18 protein-coding genes are annotated in these 17,864 nt (G+C 55.0%); 7 read left to right on the top strand and 11 right to left on the bottom strand.

All coding sequences use genetic code 11. The annotated features are described in order from the left end of the window. Positions 1–96: 96 nt before the first annotated feature. Complete coding sequence (locus VK738_09935; protein HTD22962.1) at positions 97–1,035, top strand: MBL fold metallo-hydrolase; 939 nt, start codon at positions 97–99, stop codon at positions 1,033–1,035. Between the two features lie 56 nt (positions 1,036–1,091). Here VK738_09935 and VK738_09930 read toward each other — a convergent pair whose 3' ends face one another. The 6 genes from VK738_09930 to VK738_09905 form a co-directional block, all read right to left on the bottom strand. After that, positions 1,092–1,388 carry an STAS domain-containing protein gene (locus tag VK738_09930; protein HTD22961.1) on the bottom strand — a complete coding sequence of 99 codons (297 nt, stop codon included), beginning with the start codon at positions 1,386–1,388 and terminating at the stop codon, positions 1,092–1,094. A gap of 53 nt (positions 1,389–1,441) precedes the next feature. Further along, the gene (gene eutC / locus VK738_09925; GenBank protein ID HTD22960.1) at positions 1,442–2,218 is read right to left on the bottom strand and encodes an ethanolamine ammonia-lyase subunit EutC; all 777 of its coding nucleotides are present in this window, start codon (positions 2,216–2,218) and stop codon (positions 1,442–1,444) included. Further along, the gene (locus tag VK738_09920; GenBank protein ID HTD22959.1) at positions 2,215–3,582 is read right to left on the bottom strand and encodes an ethanolamine ammonia-lyase subunit EutB; all 1,368 of its coding nucleotides are present in this window, start codon (positions 3,580–3,582) and stop codon (positions 2,215–2,217) included. The genes eutC and VK738_09920 overlap by 4 nt, the downstream gene beginning before the upstream one ends. A gap of 9 nt (positions 3,583–3,591) precedes the next feature. Continuing rightward, positions 3,592–5,466, bottom strand: coding sequence for a VWA domain-containing protein (locus tag VK738_09915; GenBank protein HTD22958.1), 1,875 nt, complete (start codon positions 5,464–5,466; stop codon positions 3,592–3,594). 86 nt (positions 5,467–5,552) lie between these two features. Further along, positions 5,553–5,972, bottom strand: a complete 420-nt coding sequence (locus VK738_09910) for a TfoX/Sxy family protein (protein ID HTD22957.1) — start codon at positions 5,970–5,972, stop codon at positions 5,553–5,555. Positions 5,973–6,141: 169 nt separating this feature from the next. Beyond that, positions 6,142–8,013 carry a VWA domain-containing protein gene (locus tag VK738_09905; protein HTD22956.1) on the bottom strand — a complete coding sequence of 624 codons (1,872 nt, stop codon included), beginning with the start codon at positions 8,011–8,013 and terminating at the stop codon, positions 6,142–6,144. A gap of 297 nt (positions 8,014–8,310) precedes the next feature. Here VK738_09905 and VK738_09900 point away from each other — a divergent pair, with 297 nt between their 5' ends. Next, on the top strand, positions 8,311–9,528 hold the full coding sequence (locus tag VK738_09900) for an NlpC/P60 family protein (GenBank protein ID HTD22955.1): 1,218 nt from the start codon (positions 8,311–8,313) through the stop codon (positions 9,526–9,528). Positions 9,529–9,615: 87 nt separating this feature from the next. On the opposite strand, the gene VK738_09895 is transcribed toward VK738_09900, so the two are convergent. Continuing rightward, on the bottom strand, positions 9,616–9,789 hold the full coding sequence (locus tag VK738_09895) for a hypothetical protein (protein ID HTD22954.1): 174 nt from the start codon (positions 9,787–9,789) through the stop codon (positions 9,616–9,618). Then, positions 9,789–10,043, bottom strand: a complete 255-nt coding sequence (locus VK738_09890) for a hypothetical protein (GenBank protein HTD22953.1) — start codon at positions 10,041–10,043, stop codon at positions 9,789–9,791. The genes VK738_09895 and VK738_09890 overlap by 1 nt, the downstream gene beginning before the upstream one ends. Before the next feature lie 338 nt (positions 10,044–10,381). Between VK738_09890 and VK738_09885 the strand changes: the two genes are divergently transcribed. After that, a complete protein-coding gene (locus VK738_09885) occupies positions 10,382–10,726 on the top strand; it encodes a hypothetical protein (GenBank protein HTD22952.1) in 345 nt (114 codons plus the stop codon). A gap of 55 nt (positions 10,727–10,781) precedes the next feature. Here VK738_09885 and cysC read toward each other — a convergent pair whose 3' ends face one another. Further along, positions 10,782–11,426 carry an adenylyl-sulfate kinase gene (gene cysC / locus VK738_09880; GenBank protein HTD22951.1) on the bottom strand — a complete coding sequence of 215 codons (645 nt, stop codon included), beginning with the start codon at positions 11,424–11,426 and terminating at the stop codon, positions 10,782–10,784. 136 nt (positions 11,427–11,562) lie between these two features. Between cysC and VK738_09875 the strand changes: the two genes are divergently transcribed. Further along, positions 11,563–12,594 carry a sulfotransferase gene (locus VK738_09875; protein HTD22950.1) on the top strand — a complete coding sequence of 344 codons (1,032 nt, stop codon included), beginning with the start codon at positions 11,563–11,565 and terminating at the stop codon, positions 12,592–12,594. A gap of 30 nt (positions 12,595–12,624) precedes the next feature. On the opposite strand, the gene VK738_09870 is transcribed toward VK738_09875, so the two are convergent. Both VK738_09870 and VK738_09865 read right to left on the bottom strand, forming a co-directional pair. Continuing rightward, on the bottom strand, positions 12,625–14,676 hold the full coding sequence (locus VK738_09870; GenBank protein HTD22949.1) for a radical SAM protein: 2,052 nt from the start codon (positions 14,674–14,676) through the stop codon (positions 12,625–12,627). 82 nt (positions 14,677–14,758) lie between these two features. Beyond that, complete coding sequence (locus tag VK738_09865; protein HTD22948.1) at positions 14,759–15,076, bottom strand: hypothetical protein; 318 nt, start codon at positions 15,074–15,076, stop codon at positions 14,759–14,761. An 865-nt stretch (positions 15,077–15,941) separates the two neighbouring features. Here VK738_09865 and VK738_09860 point away from each other — a divergent pair. The 3 genes from VK738_09860 to VK738_09850 all read left to right on the top strand — a co-directional run bounded on the left by VK738_09860 (position 15,942) and on the right by VK738_09850 (position 17,585). Beyond that, the gene (locus VK738_09860) at positions 15,942–16,541 is read left to right on the top strand and encodes a DinB family protein (protein ID HTD22947.1); all 600 of its coding nucleotides are present in this window, start codon (positions 15,942–15,944) and stop codon (positions 16,539–16,541) included. After that, positions 16,538–16,876: a hypothetical protein gene (locus VK738_09855; GenBank protein ID HTD22946.1), complete on the top strand. Its 339-nt coding sequence runs from the start codon at positions 16,538–16,540 to the stop codon at positions 16,874–16,876. Before VK738_09860 ends, VK738_09855 begins: the two co-directional genes overlap by 4 nt. Positions 16,877–16,949: 73 nt before the next feature. Continuing rightward, on the top strand, positions 16,950–17,585 hold the full coding sequence (locus VK738_09850) for a DUF2867 domain-containing protein (protein HTD22945.1): 636 nt from the start codon (positions 16,950–16,952) through the stop codon (positions 17,583–17,585). Positions 17,586–17,864 lie beyond the last annotated feature (279 nt).

The raw sequence follows: 17,864 nt of genomic DNA, 5'->3' as shown, positions 1-17,864 counted from the left end.
TCCCTCAAGCCGAAGTCAAAATGCAGGACGAGAAAATTACGAAAGAGTAAACAGCGCTCCGAGCGCAGGCCGTTTTCCGTGCTAGTATTCGGCCTCATGAAACTAAAGACGACGCTCATTGTCGCGCTCGCGGTTTTATTTCCGCTGTCTGCTTTTTGCGCAGACACACCCAACTTCACCATCAAAAAGATTGGCGATGGAGTTTACGCTGCTATCAGTGGCGACGGCAGCAAAGCCGGCAGCAATGCGAGCTTTGTTGTCGGCGGCAACGGAGTGGCTGTAGTGGATACGTTCATAGCTGCTGAACCAGCCAGGGAATTGCTGGCAGAGATTCGCAAAATTACCAATCTGCCCATCCGGTACGTGGTCAACACCCATTACCATCTCGACCATACCGGCGGGAATGCGGTGTTTGCCGAGGCAGGCGCAACCATCCTGGCGCACCGCAACGTGCGTGGGTGGCTACGCACTGAGAACCTGAAGTTTTTTGGAGCGAATCCCAAGCCTGAAGACAAGGCCCGCGTTGAAGCATTGGTACTGCCTGACATTGTCTATTCGGAGGCTGTTGATCTCTATCTTGGTTCCCGGTTGGTTCAAGTGCGCTATATGCCTGGGCACACCGGAGGTGATTCCGTTGTGATTGTGCCCGACGCCAACCTGGTCATTGCGGGCGACCTGGTCTGGCAACATCACCTGCCCAACCTGATTGACGCTTCCACCCAACCGTGGATCCAGAGCCTCGATAAGCTGCTGGCAGAGCATCCTTCTGCGACTTTTGTATCCGGGCACGGCGACCTTGCCACGGCTGCCGATGTCCGTGACTTTCGCGACTACCTGATGACTCTGCGACAGGATATAGCGAAAGCCCAGTCTGCAGGGAAGTCAGGACAAGAGTTGGCCGATGCCGTGACTGCTGAATTAAAAGAGAAATATGGCAACTGGGGCTTCTATGCTCACTTCATACAGCGCAACATCCAGCAAACGGCCGATGAGCTGGCAGGGAAGAAGAGAATCCCGATCCCTGGCAGTGAGTAACTGATTGCTCTTGGATCTGGGCCGCCTGCAAGGTGGTCACAGAATTTCGATATTGTTTATGAAGCCAGCGAAGTAGGACGAATATAAGTGACCGGCGTCACCAGATTTTCAAACTTTATCTTCCCGCCGGCGGCGCGTGCCGTGGAATACAGGCTGACCAGAACGCCGAGTCCGCTGCTGTCTATATAACTGATTTCCCCCAAATCCAAAACAACATTGGGCGTGTACTTCAGGAGCTGCTGGACTTTTTCCCGAAGCTCAGAACCTTCGCGGCCGGCAACAATTTGACCCTGGCAAGCCAGGATTACGATTCCATCTTCACCCGACTTTTGTGTACCAAATGATAAAGTCACAACTCGTCCTCTCTGACAAACGCCCTATATGCTAGGGCATAATCTGGTTTGATTCAAGTTTGACGGGGGGAAAGTTTTCCACAGGCAGTTTCGCTCAGCGAAATAGCGTTTTGTTTAAGTTTGACACCAGTGAGTTTCTGTTGACGCGATTCGCGCAGATAAAATGCCAGCACATTGGCCGCTGCTGCATAGCCCAACCCCTCGGGGCGGATATTTGAGATGCAGTTGCGCTCGGCATCGCTGCGTCCCGCGCGCGGCGACCAGGTGATGTACACGCCCAAACTGTCGGGTGAGCTCAACCCCGGACGCTCGCCGATGAGCACCACGGAAGTTTTTGCCTGCAATGCCGCGCCAATGGCATCGCCAATGGCTACGCGTCCTTGCTCGACCACGCATACGGGAGCAATGGACCACTCGCTACGGTCAAGCAATGGCAGCAACGCATCGAGCAGAGACAGCGCGTGCCGGTTAACGGCCAGCGCGGAGAGACCATCTGCAATCACGAAGACAACATCGCAGGCAGCAGCGTTGAGTTCCGCAGCCGATTCCGCACTCAACGTGCGGCCAAGATTCGGATAACGCAAATAAGTTGCACGATCAGGCGCTGCACTCTTAAGTGCGCAACATGGCAGGTTGCGCTGGCGCAATCCGTCGAGGAGTGAACCGACATCGAGCGCGGCATTGACCGCATCGCGGGCCTGGGCGTGGGCGAGTTGGAAGTCGAGTATCTCGCGGGTGGTGACGGATGATCCTGCGCGGTCCAATGCGACACGGGCCGGGGTGTAATGCCGGAGATTGCTGACGCGCGCATTCGTCTTCTCTATAGTCATGGCACGGCTTGCGTAGCGCCGGCCGGGAGCAGCGCTTGTACCGTGAGGTGCTGTGATTCCCCGCTCGCCAGCCATGCTTCAAATTCGGGCGCAGGTCGCAGTCCTAAGACGGAGCGCAGATAGAGCGCATCGTGGAAAGATGTGCTCTGGTAGTTGAGCATGATGTCGTCGGCCCCAGGCACACCCATAATGTAATTCACTCCAGCTACACCCAATAGCGTGAGCAGCGTATCCATATCATCCTGATCGGCTTCGGCGTGGTTGGTGTAGCAAACGTCGCAGCCCATCGGCAACCCCAGCAATTTGCCACAGAAGTGGTCTTCAAGTCCGGCGCGTATGATCTGCTTACCGTCGTAGAGATACTCCGGCCCGATGAAGCCGACTACGGTATTGACCAGCATCGGCCGATAGCGGCGAGCAACTGCATAGGCGCGCGCTTCCAGCGTCTGCTGGTCGCAGCCGTGATGCGCTCCAGCAGAGAGGGCGCTGCCCTGGCCGGTTTCGAAATACATAACGTTGTCGCCGATTGTGCCGCGATGCAATTCGCGGGCTGCCTGATGAGCTTCATCGAGCAAAGCAAGATTGATGCCGAACGAGGTGTTGGTCGCTTCGGTTCCGCCGATGGATTGAAAGACCAGATCAACCGGTGCGCCCTGGCGCAACGCTTCCATCTGGGTTGTGATGTGGGCGAGCACACAACTCTGTGTGGGGATCGCATATTTTTCCCGGGCGTGATCGATCAACCGCAGCAAGGTTACGACCGTGGTCACATTGTCGCTGACAGGATTAATTCCGATGACGGCATCACCAGAGCCGAGCATGAGTCCATCAACCATGGAAGCGGCAATTCCCACAGGGTCATCTGTAGGATGGTTCGGTTGCAAGCGGGTTGAAAGTCTTCCGGCAAGACCGACGGTCGTGCGGAAGCGCGTGACCACGCGAATCTTGCGAGCCACGGCAACCAGGTCCTGCGCCAGCATCAGTTTGGATACCGCTGCCGCCATTTCCGGGGTCACTCCGGGAGCGAGTGCAGCCAGCACCTCGCCGGTAGCTTCATCACTCAGCAACCAGTCGCGAAACTCGCCTACCGTCAACGACGCAATCGCGGCGAAGGCGCTGGCGTCATGCGTATCCACGATCAGCCGCGTGACCTCGTCGGATTCGTAAGGGATGATGGCTTCGTTGAGAAAGCGGTTGAGCGGCAGATCTGCGAGCACAAACCGGGCAGCCACCCGCTCCTCGGCGCTCGCAGCACAGATGCCTGCCAGTTCGTCTCCGGAGCGCGCAGGTGAGGCCTTCGCCAGCACATCTTTGAGGCCGTCGAAGTTGTAAGTAACCCCGCGAATGGTCTGACTTAAAGACATAGCATCAAGCTACTGGCGTCGAATTAGTTGCGGAGGGGCGAACGGCAAGGCGATCTTGCCCGTTGTGGTGCCAATCAGCCCGCTGCGATTGTCGCGGACGGCAAGCCGCAGCAGGTAACTTCCAGCGGGTAGTTCGATTTGATTTTTGCAAGGGAAGGCCGATTGCAGGACGTTCTTATACGTCTCGGGCTTCAAAGAGGACTGCACGGTATTACTGGCGGAGTTCACCAGCTTGCCCTTTTCGCTGTATGCCTGCACCAGGCAATCCACGCTGGCATGTTCCAATCCATCGTTTCCGCGTTCAAACACAACGGCGTGCGGATCAATTCCGTAATTAAAGATGACCTGGCTTGAAGTTTTTTCTGAAGACGCCCACACATCGGCCCGGAAGAACAAACCCGTCGAATTTGGATGATCGAGGTTCAGCGCATCATTAAGCTCGAGCTCACGCAGTTTAGAAGCCTGATTGGCATTCTCTTTTGGATCGGCCGCATAATATCCCGGACGGTACCGCAGCCTGATTCCTTCACGGTCAACCTTGACCTTTAACTTACGGAACTTTCCATTCCAGTCTTTGTTCTCGGGGTAATATCCCAGCGTGTAATAGGTTGAACCATCGTTCAAGCTGTCGCGAATTGCTCCATCAATGTCATTGCGATTGTAGTAGGCTTTGCCGCCGGTCTCTTCAGCAAGCGAATCCATGGCGCTGTGCGCCTCAACAAGTTGCATTGAAGCGTCTGACAATGCATTCTGCATGCGTGGCCCGGTTGAAAGTGACCTGCCAAACTTGTCGGTACCGTCATTAGCAGCATTGAAATAATCGGAGCCCATAAGGCCGCGCGCATCCACCGGATAGATAGCGATTTGCGAGTCGGTAAGTACCTGCGCAGTTTTTGTAATCTCATTTTCATAACTCCGTGTGCCCGCAAATGTCATGTTGGGTGATGAGATGTTGCTCCTGGGAGTTATGGAGAGTGGGAACGCTTCTGTGACCCAGATGAGGTTCTTTCTGCATTGATATCCGGCCAGCGAGTGGGCAATTGCCAGCAACGCATCCAGGGTGTAGTGAACCCGCAAGTCGGTCTGGAAGCTGGTCCGCTCTGCTTCAAAGTCCTGCACGGCCTGTATCATATCCGGCGTTATCCCCTGTTGCGTCTCAAGGTAGCCAGGAGGAAAGATCTTCGCTTCCGGCCCACCTCCTGGGTTGTCGAGCACTGGGGAAGAGCGCAAGCCCACTTTGTTGACGGCGTCTTTAAGGATACTGGGGTCGGTTGTGAAGTCCTGCACCATCCGGAGTTTCTGTCCCAATGTGTAGACAGCCATAGGTTGATTGGCGGGCATGGTTTGCAGATAGTGCAGCATCTTGTCCCGCACGTAGGCCTGGTTGGGCAGTGTGGTATTCAGCGCGTCCAGCACAATTACGTTGAGGGAACTCGCCGGTGGAAATTGCGGGATGTTGGTGAACACATGCGGCGGCAGTGCCGGAAGTTTGAACTTAGGATCAGTTGGCACCGGATGCTGAAAACCGAATGCGCTGACCTTTTGCTCTTTGCCCTCTTCCAGCACGGTGAAGTCTTTGGGCACAAGATCGAGGACCGCATGTCCGTGCGCGTCCGTTGCCACGACCTCGAGCACGACAAGGCGGGTAGTCACCTTCAGGACCGTTGCCGACTCCAGACCGGTTGCGGGCTCTCCTGACTGCACAGTCCCAGGCTGCGGCTTTGAAGATGAAGACTGCGAAGATGAAGACTGCGGCGAGTTGGCCGATGAAGACTGAGCCGCTGCGGAAGAATTTGGCTGGTCTTGTGCTTGCTGGTAAGAGCTGGCGCACAACGCGAAAATCAAGCTTAGGAACGTCAGACGAATTGCCGATAATTTGCGCAAGCGATCAAAGCTCCTTGATGAAAGATACAAAACTAAAAGATACAAAGTTAAAAGAACCAAATTGAGACACAACGCGGCGTCCCTTGTTAGCGTTTTTTCTTTCTGGCTGCAGGCCGTGCCGTTTTTTTGGGCGTGGGTTTTCCTGGCTTTGGTTTGCCCGCCTTTGGTTTTAACGCCACGCCATACTGCAATGCTTTTGCCACCCAGGGCCGAAGCTTTTCCTGGCTGGCAAGCAGCACGGGAGGGACGGCAACATATTCACCCATGGGACGCCCCGGCATAGGCTCGAAGATCCTGGCATCTTTGACCAGCAGCAGTTCGGAGCGATCGGCATCGGAGAGGCGCAGAAACATATCTTCCTGAAAAAGCCCCATGAACATATTTCCATTCACGAAGGCTGCAGGATATCCGAACATCTTGCGGAGCACGGTGGGAGCCGAGGGCACAACTGCCTCGAACGTTTCAATCAGGTGCTGGGGTGATTTACGCCATTGCATGGCAGCCATTGTGGATCATCCTCTTATCTAACTATCTAAGGGCTCCGCAGCCAAACCCAGGCTGCTACGCCCTCGCGAAAAGTTCGCGCAGCACGGCGCTCACTTTTCGCTCACCCTGTATCTGAGGCTCTGCAGCCAAAACAAGGCTGCGGAACCCCTCATGCTCGGAATTATCACATTATTGCGCCTTTTTAGTTTCCGCGAGCTTGGGCACATTGACTTTCGCATTCGCCGTGCCGATCAACCCACTGCGGCTGTCGCGGACCCCGAGCCGAAGCAGGTAGCTTCCTTCCGGCAATGCAATTTCGGTCCTGCAGGGAAACCCGGTTTGCATGGTCTTCTTGAAATTTTCGGAGTTCATAGTGGCCTTCATCACGTTGCCATTGGCATTCACGGGTTTACCTTTTTCGTTGTAAGCCTGTACGACGCATTCCACATCGGCATGCTCTGAGCCGTCATCGCTATGTTCGACCATGAGAGCATGTACATCAATAGCGTAGAAAATGCTGACCTTGTTTTGAGTCTGCTCCGAGGGTGGCGTTACCCGGGCATCGAAGAACAGAGCTGTCGAAACGGGATGGTCCAGGCTCAGGGCATTGCCAAGTTCACGAGCACGCTGCGCCGGATTTTCATTGACGTAAGCTTTCGGATCCGTGGCGTAATATCCCAAACGATAGCGCAGCTTGACACCCGAGTGGCCCATCTTGACCTGCACTTTGCGAAACTTTCCGTTCCACTCCTTGTTGTCGGGATAATATCCCAGCATGTAGTAGGTCGAGCCGTCACTGAGACCATCGCGAATTGCTCCGTCAAGGTCGTTGCGGTTGTAGTAGGCTTTGCCTCCGGTGCGTTCCGCCAGCAGATCCATAGCTCCGTGTGCCGCGAAAAGGCCGGTAGATTCCTGGGAGAGCGCATTTCCTAGCTGAATGTTGCGGCCAAACCGGTCGGTGCCGCCGCTGGCCGCGGAGAAGGTGGTAAAACCCACGAGTCCGCGCGCATCAACCGGGTAGATTGCTATTTGGGCGTCGGTCAGCATCTCAGCAGTTTTAGCGAGGTCGTCTCCATAACTCCGCATAGCCCCAAATTCTGGATTGGAAGAAACAGTGGAGTCAGGATTGATGGAAAGCGGGAATGCCTCCGAGATCCATATAAGGTTTTTTCTTCCCGGATATCCGGCGAGCGAGTGGGCGATGGATTGCAACGCCTCCAGGGTATAGCGGACGCGTAGGTCGGTTTGGAAGCTGGTTCGCTCTGCCTCGAAGCTCTGGATCGCTGCCTGCGCCTGCTCCGGGAGGTTATCGAAGTAACCTGGAGGATAGAGCACCGTTTCGCTTCCATCCGCAGGGTTATCTAACAGCGCCGAAGGCTGGCTGCCTGTCTTCTTGACCACCTCTTTAAGGATATTAGGGTCGGTGGTGAAGTCTTGCACCATGCGCAGTTTCTGTCCCAGGGTATAAACCGCCGTGGGTGAATCCGTGGGCATGGTTTCGATGTAGTGCAGCATCTTCTGCCGTACATAGGACTGATTGGTAAGCGGAGTGTTCAGCGCATCCAGCAGGATTACATTCAGTGAGCTGGAGAGTTGAAAGCGTGGAATATTCGTAAAAACATTCGCGGGCAGAGCCGGCGTTGCTGACTTGGGATCAGCCGCAACAGGATGTTGAAATCCAAAGGCCCGGACATTCTGCGGCTTGCCGTCTTCCAGCACGGTGAAGTCAGTGGGTTCGAGACCGAGGACAGCGTGGCCGTGCGAATCTGTCGCCACGACATCGAGCACGACCAGGCGTGTGGTTACTCTGAGAACCGTTGCAGATTCGTAGGCGGTCCCGGGCTGCATGGTTTGCACCGCCGCGGGTGGGGCCTTCTTAGAAGATTCCGGCGAGGCAGGTGCTGGCCCTTGGGATGGCGAGGGAGCCGTTTGATTCCCGGTTTGCGCCGGCTGTGGTGAAGCAGCCTGACCAGCTTCAGCGGGCGCCTGCGGACGAGAATCTGCACTCAACAGAAAGACCAGGCAAACGAGAAACAAACTTACTGCTGATAACTTGCGCAAGGTGGGGGCTCCTTGATAAATGAAAGATTGCTGAAGCACAAATCTTATCAGGGTTTCATCCCGTACCAGAGTGCATCTGCAGCGAAATTTACGAGATCGCAAAAGAACAGAGCGGAGAACCTCCTGCCCCTTCAACCAGCCCAGACTTCAGGCAAGCGGGCATGACCTTGGGTAATAGGGAGGCTCAAGATAGCAACTAACCCCTTGCCTCTTTCCTGCTTCTAATCCTAAAGAGTGAGCTTAATCTAAACAGTGAACACGTGATGGGCGGAATATGGATCTTTTAGGAGTAACAGCATGGAGGGATGTTCCAGAACCGCAACCACGATTGCCGTTGCCATTTTCGGCATCAGCATGCTCGGCCTTAGTACGCTCGGCTGGGCGCAGAAGCCATATCAGGGCCACATCTCCGATATGGAGAGCACTGACAGCAAAACCAACTCTTTAACAGCAACAACTTCTTCCAGCAAAACCGGCTCTTCGACAACGGCTATTTCGACGTCAACTGCAAGCCGCGAAACGCACGGGCATTTGCTTACCCAGCATGAAGGCCTCGCGCTCGCAAAGCTGGCTTTGACCGAACCCGAGGACCCAGATGACCAGCCGGACTGCTCGCATCTGGTTCATCAGATTTTCCAGGCAGAAGGGTTCGATTATCCTTACGTTCCTTCGTTCACGCTCTACGATGGGGTCCCCGAATTTCAACGAGTTTCGACTCCACAGCCGGGAGATTTGATTGTGTGGCAGGGGCACGTTGGGATAGTGATTGATCCTTTGGAACATTCGTTTTACAGCTCGGTGGGGTCGGGCTTCCAAACCGAGCAATACGACAGCGATTACTGGCGCGGACGCGGACCGTCACGCTTTTATCGCTATCTGGTGGGAGCCCCGACTGATGTTGCCACACTGCGAAAACCGCCGCAATGGCAGGCACCAAAAACCCTAAATGAAAACGCAGAGAACGATAACCAGGATCCGGCGAACAACGCGATCGCGTCAGCAGGAAGTCTACGCCGTGTGGCAACTAATGTGGGCGATCGTGATTCGGTAAAGCCTTTTCAGGTTCCAGAAAGCATTCCTATCCCTTCGGCTCAGGCCAAGCCAACTTCGGAAAGTGTGAGCGAAGCCATTTCAGAGTTGACCAACGCCTCGGGAGGCGTTTTGCGGATGGACGGCACAACGTCTTCCTCCGTGGTGATCTTTGACCAGCTTCGAATTGAAAAGATGGAAATCAAGCGCGACAAAGGCTGGGCAGAGGTCCGCGTTGACTACCGCGTGGAATTGAATCAAGGACAATTGAAAAACCAGCGCCACTCGGAGAAGCGGCGCTGGGAGCTACGACGAACACGAGACGGATGGATGGTCATGAAACCCGCGGACCGCACTTACGTGCCCGCCGATGTTGCAGAGCAAGTCATCAGCGAGCGCCTCTACAAGCTGACCAAGAAGAGCTCAGATAAAAATCGCGGCGAACAGGCCAACCTGGCACGGTTGCTGGATGCGGTATTCAATTGACCCGAAATCTGAGAATCAAAGTTTTGTGCCGATTGCAGTTTGACCGGCGAGAAGAAACGTCTTGGGATACTTGCCCTCACCACAAAGCTAAAACGACCCAAAATCCTTGTACCAGGGGCCATCCGGCACGTCCGGCCTCGATTCCATCCAAACGCGGAGCCGATTGAGGTCGTCCAATCCAATCTTACGGTCGCGCATACGCTCGATTAGATGCTCGCGAACAGCATTAGGAATCTGAGACCACGTTTCGATCTTCGGCATTATTCACCAAAGACGAAACGCCCTAACTCGTCTCCTAGTTGCTTAACCTGTTTGGGATCATCACAATCGCGGAACCGCTCCGCGAGTTCAAAAAACGCCTTTTCTTTCTGCTTGCGAGCGTCAAGTCCCAGTTCAACAAGTTCCACCAAAACGCGGTTGCCGCTAAGACGGCGATTCTTTGCAATCGCTTCGATCTGTTTGTCAACTTGCGAAGGAAGCGTCACGCTTCGTCGCACCTGTTTTGTTACTGCCATACATGTATTATACACCATTATGGTGCAAACCGGTGAGGCTCCGCTTTGGAGCCGAACTCGGCCAGACTCAAGTCAATGGACGACCGATTTCGGTTACGCCAGGCCTATGAGGCGCTGCTGGCGCAGTATCTCGAGCCCCGCTAAACATAGCTTGTCGGCCGGAATGCCGGAGATTTCTATCTTAATTTTTGCCGGAATTCTGCTGCAATCTCTTCTACTGTCAAGCTGCCTTCACAAAGGCCAAGCAATTCGGCTGAGAGCGGCGAGAGCTGGCGAACTTCCGCTGGCCCCGCCGCAGTTCTGCGAATTGCGAGTTTCACTTGCCTGACGGGTATGTCATGCAACGGGCTTCTCTGCCGGAGCCGCCGAACAATCTTCTGATAATCAGCCGGAGCCTCGATGACGTTTGGAGCAAGCCGGAGTTGGCGATGACGCAGGATCAAATGCTCAGGCGCGAGCCGGAGGGAAACTGGTCGTATCAATATTTTTCATTGATTGATCCGAAGTCAGAGGATCCGAGTTATATGTCGATTACCGACAGCCCTTATTTGTACTACGTGCGGATGGATGGTAACCACCCCGTACCAGCGGGTCTGTTTCGACAAAAGATCAAGTTAGATTGGTTAACAAAATCGGGTCGGGCTTCGGGGGCACCTGAGAGTGCCATCCAATCACCGCGCTAACCCAGCTCCTCAGTCCAAGCACGGCCTGTGGAAGCTTGTTGAAATTCAAGGCAGATCATGATTCCGGGCGAGCTGCAATCTCCAGAATTGCCGCGATTACCTTATCGGTGGACTCTTTGACTGTTTCGCGCGCCGTATAGCATACGACTTCGGGCGCTAGCGGTTCCTCGTAGGGATCGTCAATTCCGGTAAACCCCCGGATCTCGCCGGCACGGGCCCGCTTGTACAGACCTTTTGGGTCGCGTGCTTCGCATACGCTGAGCGGGGCATTCATATACACCTCTAAAAAATTACCGATGTTCCGCCTTATTTCATCGCGCACGGCGCGATACGGCGAAATCGCTGCAACCAACACCACGACCTCATGAGCACTCAGGAGCTCCGTAACAAATCCGATCCTGCGAATATTCTCGTCTCTATCCTCTTTACTGAAGCCTAGGTCCCGGTTCAGTTGTTTCCGCACAGCATCGCCATCTAACATCTCAACCTTGATACCGCGCGCCAATAGTTCCGCAAATACCGCAGTGCAGACTGTAGTCTTACCGGAACCACTCAAGCCCGTGAACCATACGGCCAACCCGCGGGGCTTCAGTCCGGGACGATAAAATCCTGTGTAGTGAGATCGTGTGCCGGAACCCATCACATCGTGACCTTTGGAGAATTCAGATGCATGCCTGAACCGGTCAAGTCCCATCGACATAGTTTGAAATACTTTGACAATTAGAGGAGTGCTCCAAACATGCTGCCCTCTACTTCCGAAGAGAGTACCACGTCACGATTATGGACGCCTGGTCTCCGGGTGTTATGGCGGTGGAGCAGTTCCATATATTATTGTTTTGTCCACCACGTTCGATAATCTGTTTTCAGGAGCTTTCGTGCAGTCGGACAACCTCGCCGAATGGACGCCAATTTCGCTCCGATGGGAACGCTCTGGACCCGTGGTCGACTGGCGCCGGATGAACGCGCGCCGCTTTGTTGAGCCGCTCTTTGACCAGACCATTCATAAACACCAGCAAGAAATGCCTTGCGCAAACCTTACAACACCTGCCGAAACGCTGTTGACTCACACGGTGCCGGCGCGGCCGCCGACAGGTTTTATCTTTCATGCCTCCCGCTGTGGTTCCACGCTGGTAGCGCAGATGCTGGCATCTCTGCCGCAGAATATCGTGCTGTCGGAGCCTGCGATTGTCAATCAGGTGCTTTATCCCAAGTCCAGCGACAGTCCGGTCACGGAGGCAGATCAGGCGCATCTGCTCCGAGCCGTCATTGGGGCCCTGGGCCGTCCCCGCCATGGGGATGAGCAGCAATGTTTCATTAAATTCTCAAGCAGTGCCATCGCGAAGATGCCCCTCATCCGTCGTGTCTTCCCTGACGTGCCCTGGATATTTTTGTACCGGGAACCACTGGAAATCGTGGGATCTTATGTTCGTTTCGCCGCCGACCGCTTGCCGCCGGGGATTGCCGATACCGGTCTGGTGGAAGGTGATCCCGCGGAACTGGCCGAGATGCGCCCCGAAGAGTTCTGGGCGCGCGTGCTGGCGGCACGGTTCTCAGAAGCACTCAAGTTCTACCAGCCGGGCCAGACCCTATTGATGAATTATGCGCAGCTCCCCGAAGCTGCTTTAGGGCCAATGCTTGAGTTCTTATCCGCTGCCTGCTCGCCGGAGGATGTTGAGCATATGCGCAAAGCGGCTCTATGGAATGCCAAAGAGCCTTCTAAAAAGTTCCACAACGACAGCAATCAAAAACGCCACGCCGTGCCTATGAGCGCACACGCGCTAGTGGAGCGGCTCGTCCTGCCGCTTTACCTGAGCCTGGAATCCATTAGGACAGCCAGACCCTCGCGAACAGAACCAAAATTTACGTAACGATCAAATCAATAGGCAAACCGATTTCGGTTACGCCAGGCCTATGAGGCGCTGCTGGCGCAGTATCTCGAGCCCCGCTAAACATAGCTTGTCGGCCGGAATGCCCGAGACTTCTATCTTATGTTGCCGGAATCGGGCTGCAATCTCTTCTACGGTTAAGCTGCCTTCACAAAGGCCAAGCAATTCGGCCGAGAGCGGCGAGAGCTGGCGAACTTCCGCCGGCCCCGTCGCAGTTCTGCGAATTGCGAGTTTCACTTGCCTGACGGGTATGTCATGCAACGGGCTTCTCTGCCGGAGCCGCCGAACAATCTCCTGATAATCGGCCGGAACCTTGATGACGTTTACTCCCGGAAGCAACTGGGGACGGCTGTCCGGAGAAATCAGATCTTCAATGTCGTCGGAGACTTGCTCTTGATCCGATTCATGATCGCGGCCAAGCAATGCGGCTTCGTATTCCGCCAGCGCGCTAATCGCAAGCGGCGCCTTGCTCACAGCAGGGATGTAGTGCAGCCTGACAAACTCGATGAAGTCTGCTGGAAAGCCGCTTTGCGCGTAGTAGGCGGTGCGATCGCTGTTGGAAAAATGTACTCCGTGTTTTGCCCGCCATTGCTGCCATTGTTGAAACACGTCCACTACGTCGCCGCTGTCCTGATGGAGTCCCAGGAGAAGCCGGCGAAATGCTCTCATGCCGGTCAGAAGAAAGTCGCGTAACTCCTTGAGGAATTCGTGTTCGAGGTATGGCGTGGGAACAGAGTAAAAGCTGGAAAAAATTTCCGGATGGTCAGCAATCATCGCATGATCTTGAGGCTCCTGCCGCCATCCGCGATAAGACATATCGGCCACATCGTCATCCAGGACCAGCGAGTCTTTGTGCTGCTTCTGGATGGGAGTATCCGCCAGCGGCGCCAGGATGCTGAGTTGAGGATCAGCGTGGTCATAACGCAGTGAATCCACAAAGAATGCTGCCGTATCGCGCAGGTCGTTCATGGTTTCGTCGGGAAAGCCGGCCATCAATGAAACCGCTGTATTGATTTTGAACTTGTCGCAGGAACGGACCCGCTCCGCCGAATCGTTCAAGTCAAGGCCCTTGTCAATGATCTTCTGCATTCGCGACGAGCCGGTTTCAATGCCAAAGAAAATACCGCGGCAGCCTGCTCTGGCCATGAGCGCGATCAGCTCTTCGTCAATACAGTCCGTGCGCGCGCTCGAGCCCCAGGTGAACTCTTCCTTGCTCTCCAGCAGGGCTTCACAAAACTCCACTACCCGTTTGCGGTCGACCGTGAACATATCGTGCACCAGCTCAAAAGAGTTGATGCCGTAGGTCTGCTTGACCCTTCGCATATCGGCAATCATCTGCGCCGGCGTCTTCAGCCGGAAGCGGCGACGGAAAAAATCGTTGGTCGAACAGAACGTGCAGGCAAAGGGACAGCCGCGCCCTAACTCCAGCGGAAAGTGGCGGCAGAAACGAACGTCGGGAAAGAGATGAAAAGCGGGAAATGGCAGCGCGTCTAGGTCGAGAACCAGGGGCGCATCCGGGCTGCGCACGATTTCTCCATCTTCATGCCGGCGAAACGTAATGCCTGGGATTGCTGCGAGAGAGCTGCCTGCGGCCAGCGCATCGACAAGAGCAGGAAGGCTCTCCTCCGCTTCACCGCGAACAACCAGATCAATCGACGGAAATGCCCGCATGGTGGAGACATCCACGACGGACGCCTGGGGGCCGCCCAGCACGACCACTGACGTACGATGCACTCGCTTGACCTCAGCGGCGATGCGAAGCGTCAGCGGGTAGCTGCTGCAAACCGTACTGAAGCCAAAGAAATCAAAATCGCGCCCGGCGAAGTAGGCTCCGGCAAAACTGCAAAAATCAGTTTCATTTTGGTTCGATTTTTGCCGCCAATCGTAGTAAACGCGATTGAGGTCCACAACTTCCGGCTGCAAGCCCCTGGCTTCAAGCACGGCAGCAAGGCTGAGGATGCCGACAGGTGCAAGCTCGCCCATAATGCGAGCTGCATCCGTTTCCCCCACGGCCTGGTGATCGAACTGGTTGGCCGTGGGCGCACTGATGAGGCAAACTTTCATGGTTGTCACGTGTGGACTGCGACTGAACGGTGTTGACACACCACAAGCTCACTACTCTCAGCCCTGATGCATCGCTGCCAATTTAGCTGGGAGGAACTTCGCAGCCCATGTTGGTGACCAACGTATTCTGGAACACTCTGCGTAGCTCTTCAACCTGCTCTTCCGTCAACCGCAGGTCAGGAAGTTGCCGCACAGCCTCCGGCAGTTGGTTGGCTATGTGTCTTGCCAGGGCTCTGGCCCATTCTCTTTCTGCGACAACGGCTTCGGATTCTCGGGGCGCAGCCGCCGCGGCGCCAGCGAGCGCGGATACCCCGCCTACTACCAGCGCGGTACGCATCATTGCTCGACGATCAAGCTTGGAGCCGGCAGAGCCTTTCGGTTCATCGTTGGATTTTGGCATTCAAGTAACTCCTTAACGCCAGATTTGGGGGGAACCAAAGCTTAATAAGCCAACTGTCGGTTGTCAAGCCGGATGAGGGGTGGGGCACGCGGCTAACCTGGAAAGCCGTTTTTCGGCTACGAGTTCTAAACTGCCCGAAGGGTATCCCCCCAAGTCTTTGAAAGAAAAGCTCTGAACTGGCGGAGATTAAGGGACGATAGCGGAAGGCCGGTATTCCAAAGACAATTCTTAGGGCATCTACTGCGTCAGGTTCGCAAACTCGTCGGATATTTTCCCCGATGTCGATGACTTGCAAGGAGCGGCCTAGCTACGACATCTCTATTCATGCTCTGAAATATGCCCTTGCCACATTGGTCCAAGGTGTCGCATCGGCACTTCGTCATCAACTTTTTGAGCACGCCTCGCACGGCTTTTATTCCATCCATCAGATGATCCAACTCCGCAAGTTTTCTTTGGGAGAGCGTTCGCCAGCGTTCCGAAGCGCGAGTGATGTCGCGAAAACCAAAGAACAAGTGTCGGATTTCAGTCAATGTAAAACCGAGTTGACGCGCACGCTGAATGATTGCCAGACGGTAAAGCGCTGTGGTGTCATATCGTCTCTGCCCGCTCATTCGCGGGGCCCGGGGAAGCAATCCAATTCTCTCGTAGTACCGAATCGCCGATGCCTGGAGTCCAACTTGTCGCGCCACCTCGGAAATCGTTAATTCTGGCATAAGGACATTCTAGATTACCCCTTTCCGATCAACATCCGAAGGTTGACAGATTCTTTACAAAAACCCCTTGCCTTAAAGTCGACTTTAAGTTGTAGCGTAATGGATAGAGCGACAAAGCGTCCAGAGCTTTGCCGCCAGGAGGAGAAGTACTCATGCAGAAAATGAAATCGATATTGATGCTCGTACTGTGGTTGACTTCCGGCACCATTTTGGCACAAGTCGGGCAGCAGCACGTTGACGCCAAGGAAACTGCCAGCCTCGACGCAGAACGGGAAAAGCACGCTCTGCAGGTCTTAGCGAAGCTCACCGAGAACGTGATCGTGTCTGCCGCTGATGCCATGCCCGCCGACAAGTATGGCTTTGCCCCAACGGATGGTGAATTCAAGGGCGTGCGTACCTTCGGTCAAATGGTGAAACACCTGTCCGCAACCAACTACATTCTGGCCTCGGCGGCCTTGGGAGAGGAGCCACCGGCAGATGCTGGCGACGAGCTTGGGCCTGAAGCTGTGAGAACGAAGGCCGAAATTCTCAATTACCTGAAAGGCTCATTTGCATATCTGGACAAAGCAATCGAAGCTATCGGCCAGAAGACTGTGCCGGTTAAATCCTCGCCGATCTCGCCCCTGAAAAGCACTGAGGCAACTCGCCTGGCATTGGTGGTGGAGTCCCTGGCGCATGCTTTTGACCATTACGGACAAATGGTCGAGTATCTGCGCATGAATGGCATCGTTCCGCCCGCGAGCCGGCCATGAAGCACGGTTCTGATGACATGCCGATAGCTTGCTGTTTGACGAGCGCGGAACTGCGCGAGCGTGCGGCAACGCTCCTTGCTCAATTCAGGTCTGCTGTGATCGGGACGGAAGAACTCCGGGATGGGTATGCTTTCCGCGTTCCCGGCGATGGCAAGTGGATTGCGATGATAGCGAAAATGATTGTGGCAGAAAGGGAGTGTTGCCCCTTCCTGACATTCGAGTTGGTTGCCCAACCTAATATGGGGCCGGTAATCGTCCGCGTGACTGGCCCCGCTGGTATCAAGGACTTCTTGAAAATTATCTTGTGTAAGGCCGATGCGTCTATCCAGCAGTGAGTCGGCAGCTCGGAAGTTGTGAGGTTGTTGGCGTAACATCGCGATAGCACGCATCGACCACGAAGGAGGCCCGATGCCACAGATCTCGACGCAAGAGTTCGAACGGCTGCCTCTGCGGGTTCACGACTTTCTTGCCGGCGTGTCCCTTCATGACGTGTGGGCCATCGATCTGCCGCGTACCCGCTCCGGCATCACGCTGGATGAGTTTTTGCGGATGGCAAGCACGCGATCGCAAGTGGGTTGCGATTGTTGCGAAAATGATTGCAGCAGAAAGGGGCATCTGCTTACAGGCTCGCCGGTCGTGCGCGCGCTCCTAAACATCCGTTTCTTCGTCGGCCGGCTCTTTGGTTGGGATCGCGAGCCAGCCGCAACCGCGTGGGAAACCTTCACAACGCGTCTGACAACCGCAGACCGCTCGAAGTCCCTTGTGCCGGCGGGCACGCGCGAGGGACTTTTCCGCGTCGTGTACCGCTTCGAAAACGAGCAGCTCCTCGAGCTGATCAACCGCACCGCCCACGCCGCAGCGCTGAGCGCCCTCGTCGAAACGGCAAATGCGTACCGCTTCTATTTCGGCGTTTATGTGTGCAGCGTCAGTCGCTTCACGCCGGTCTACATGGCCCTGATCGACCCGTTCCGCAAGCTGGTCGTCTATCCGTCACTCCTTCGCGCCATCCGCGCGAAGTGGAATAAAACCTTCGGCACGGCCTGACAACGGAACATCTTTTCATGAGAATGTTGCGGTAGCGACAGAAGCAATCAGACACATGGATGCATTCGGGCCGAGATTCTGAGCGAAGCCGAAGAACCAGACGAGGCTCTGAACTACGATCAAAAGTGCATGGAATGAAATAATGGCGGAGAGAGTGGGATTCGAATCCACATACAAACGTACATTCAACAACATACAGGGCGACGGATGGCATATAAATATATAGAAAGCACTATTAGACGAGAAAACGGATTGCAAATGGATTGCGGGATTCGGGAT

Source organism: Terriglobales bacterium (genome assembly GCA_035487355.1).
Lineage (GTDB): Bacteria > Acidobacteriota > Terriglobia > Terriglobales > Acidobacteriaceae > QIAW01.
Note: the sequence above shows the minus strand (reverse complement) of the source record. Positions and strands in the feature narration are given on the sequence as shown.

Bases quoted from the DNA above. Each gene is read 5' to 3' on its own strand.
- cysC (HTD22951.1), bottom strand. From the start codon at position 11,426: ATGTCGATGGGACTTGACCGGTTCAGGCATGCATCTGAATTCTCCAAA.
- eutC (HTD22960.1), bottom strand. From the start codon at position 2,218: ATGACTATAGAGAAGACGAATGCGCGCGTCAGCAATCTCCGGCATTAC.
- VK738_09890 (HTD22953.1), bottom strand. From the start codon at position 10,043: ATGGCAGTAACAAAACAGGTGCGACGAAGCGTGACGCTTCCTTCGCAA.
- VK738_09920 (HTD22959.1), bottom strand. From the start codon at position 3,582: ATGTCTTTAAGTCAGACCATTCGCGGGGTTACTTACAACTTCGACGGC.
- VK738_09935 (HTD22962.1), top strand. From the start codon at position 97: ATGAAACTAAAGACGACGCTCATTGTCGCGCTCGCGGTTTTATTTCCG.
- VK738_09870 (HTD22949.1), bottom strand. From the start codon at position 14,676: ATGAAAGTTTGCCTCATCAGTGCGCCCACGGCCAACCAGTTCGATCAC.
- VK738_09895 (HTD22954.1), bottom strand. From the start codon at position 9,789: ATGCCGAAGATCGAAACGTGGTCTCAGATTCCTAATGCTGTTCGCGAG.
- VK738_09865 (HTD22948.1), bottom strand. From the start codon at position 15,076: ATGCCAAAATCCAACGATGAACCGAAAGGCTCTGCCGGCTCCAAGCTT.
- VK738_09910 (HTD22957.1), bottom strand. From the start codon at position 5,972: ATGGCTGCCATGCAATGGCGTAAATCACCCCAGCACCTGATTGAAACG.
- VK738_09885 (HTD22952.1), top strand. From the start codon at position 10,382: ATGCAACGGGCTTCTCTGCCGGAGCCGCCGAACAATCTTCTGATAATC.
- VK738_09860 (HTD22947.1), top strand. From the start codon at position 15,942: ATGCAGAAAATGAAATCGATATTGATGCTCGTACTGTGGTTGACTTCC.
- VK738_09855 (HTD22946.1), top strand. From the start codon at position 16,538: ATGAAGCACGGTTCTGATGACATGCCGATAGCTTGCTGTTTGACGAGC.
- VK738_09900 (HTD22955.1), top strand. From the start codon at position 8,311: ATGGAGGGATGTTCCAGAACCGCAACCACGATTGCCGTTGCCATTTTC.
- VK738_09850 (HTD22945.1), top strand. From the start codon at position 16,950: ATGCCACAGATCTCGACGCAAGAGTTCGAACGGCTGCCTCTGCGGGTT.